The 1,651-nt window shown below is 37.6% G+C and carries 2 protein-coding genes; both read right to left on the reverse strand.

What is annotated here, in order from left to right; all coding sequences use genetic code 11:
- Positions 1–94 precede the first annotated feature (94 nt).
- Positions 95–358: a hypothetical protein gene (locus CK510_RS30110; protein WP_095725085.1), complete on the reverse strand. Its 264-nt coding sequence runs from the start codon at positions 356–358 to the stop codon at positions 95–97.
- A 120-nt stretch (positions 359–478) separates the two neighbouring features.
- A complete protein-coding gene (locus tag CK510_RS30115) occupies positions 479–1,567 on the reverse strand; it encodes a DUF4384 domain-containing protein (protein WP_245912522.1) in 1,089 nt (362 codons plus the stop codon).
- Between the last annotated feature and the right edge of the window lie 84 nt (positions 1,568–1,651).

Below are 1,651 nucleotides of genomic sequence, written 5' to 3' on the forward strand. Positions count from 1 at the left end.
ACCCGTAAAGGCGTTAGCCGTAAAATTAAAGCTGCTGGCAAAATTACCAACAGCAAAGGTTTTTATTATTAGAAATTTATAGTAGGCATTTTTGCTAAAGCAACAGTTGTGGGCAAACTAATTCATCTACTGCTGCTAAATCCTCTTCGGTAAATTCTTCGCAAAATCCTTGTGGATAGTCAAAAACCACCGTGTAGTTCCAAGTATTTGGGGAGTGATAATCTAATCGCAATCCCGTAACTTGACCTGTTATCCATTTTTTGCGATCGCAGTTACTTTTAATTGCGATTTGTTCTCCAAAGGTGTACTTTGGTTGTTGGGCAGAAAAGTGAGTAAATCTGATTGTAATGATGCTCATAATTTTCTGAACTCAGTTATATCGATTTCACTCGTACTCTTGGCGTGAGCCGAAGTTTCAATTTATTGAGCTTACAGAAAATATCAGAGCAATATAGACAGTAGTATGTTGTATATTTCTTTATGCAACAACCTCAAATGGAATTGACATTACAGCTAACTTTGTTGCATCACTTCCACGAGTATCTGGAGGAAGTTGTGTATTTTCATTCCCAGTTGCTCCGCGTGTGCTTCTGTCTAAATCATCTAGTAAGCTATTAGTTAAATCTAAAAACTCGTCTCCATTAATAGGACTACGTTGACTGCCTATTCCTCTTGTATTTGCTAGTGTTTTGATTACATCAATAAAATCACGTAATGGTGCATTGCTGGCAATGATAACTGCTTCTGCAAAACCTAGTGGTTCTGAAATATCAAAGGTGGTAGGTTTTTCCCCTGGTTCGGGTGGTTGAGGAATTAAAAGTTTTTTTCCTGCTTGTACTATCGTCGCACCTTCTGAGCGATCGTAAGGGAAAATAACATCCATCCTTCCGGTGCTGTCTATGCCTAAAATACTAACGTGGAGGGGTACAGATTCGTTGTTTTGAATTTGGAAGGCTATTTCCATTCCTACAGGTAATTTTGGTACACCTGAATCGGATAAATTTATTGGTTTAGTTGGTTTTGGGCGATTTCCTACTCCTGTATTTTGTTTAACACTACGAGTAGTGAGAGTTTCAGCAAGTAATTTTTGATTTCCAGCAACAACTAGTGAGGCTATTATATTTACTTTTGATGTATTTGTATTGCCAAGTATATCTTTGACTATTCTGGCTGCTAGAAATGATTTTAGCTTTGGTCGTAAGCGTTCCACCGCATTTGTTACGCTTTCTTGTCCATCACCAAAGGAACTGGCAATGATTCCATCTAATGTTGGCGAAAATAGTCCAAAGCTGCCGATAGTAGGCAAATTTGATATGCGTTTTTGTTGTAGTTCTTGGTATTTTGTTTTGCTGATGCGACCGAAAATATAATGTACTTCTTTTTGCCCAAGGGGTAGTGTTTCGATGTGCTTAATTGCCTGTAATGCTTGTTTTGTTTGTGCTATCGTGTTGCTATCCAAAGAACTGTCATCTAGTCCAATTTTTAAAGTTAAATCTTTGGGAATCGTGCGGATGCGTTCTTGTAAAAGTGTACCTTTTTGTAATTGGGTGCGTGCAGTGCCAACCAATCTACCTTCAGTAAATCACAAAGTTTCTTTCAATAAAAGGAAATCACAAAAATCTGTAGCGAGATATACAATCAATTTAAAATG

Origin of the sequence: Brunnivagina elsteri CCALA 953 (genome assembly GCF_002289455.1) — a bacterium.
GTDB lineage: Bacteria > Cyanobacteriota > Cyanobacteriia > Cyanobacteriales > Nostocaceae > Brunnivagina > Brunnivagina elsteri.